This window comes from Agrobacterium sp. a22-2, from assembly GCF_012276985.1.
Taxonomy (GTDB): Bacteria; Pseudomonadota; Alphaproteobacteria; order Rhizobiales; family Rhizobiaceae; genus Allorhizobium.
On record NZ_JAAXMM010000071.1, the window covers coordinates 1 to 434 of the forward strand.

The 434-nt window shown below is 63.4% G+C and carries 1 protein-coding gene; it reads left to right on the top strand.

What is annotated here, in order from left to right:
- The coding region (locus HFC70_RS26420; protein WP_168476301.1) for an ATP-binding cassette domain-containing protein at positions 1-369 on the top strand (369 nt) is incomplete at its 5' end.
- Between the last annotated feature and the right edge of the window lie 65 nt (positions 370-434).

Consider the following 434-nt stretch of genomic DNA (forward strand, 5'->3'; position numbering starts at 1 on the left):
ATCATCCGCCGCTTCGATGTCGGTGACCAGCGGGCGCGGGCCTTGCTGGCAGGCGCCGGCATGACAATCGACATGCAGGCAAAACCGATCGGCCAACTGTCCGGCGGCCAGAAAGCGCGGCTCGGCATGCTGGTACTGAGGCTTGCGGAGCCGAACTTCTACCTGCTCGACGAGCCGACCAACCACCTCGACATCGAGGGCCAGGAGGCGCTGGAGAGCGAGTTGATGGCGCACGAGGCGAGCTGCCTGCTGGTATCGCATGACCGCAGTTTCGTGCGGGCGGTGGGAAACCGGTTCTGGCTGATCGAGAAGAAGCGGCTGGTAGAGGTGGAAAGCCCGGAAGGGTTCTTTGCTTCGGTTGGAGGGTGATGGTGGTGGGTGGTGGGATCCGGAGCGTAATTGTTGTTGACGGTGTGCCGTGAGGCCCCCTCATC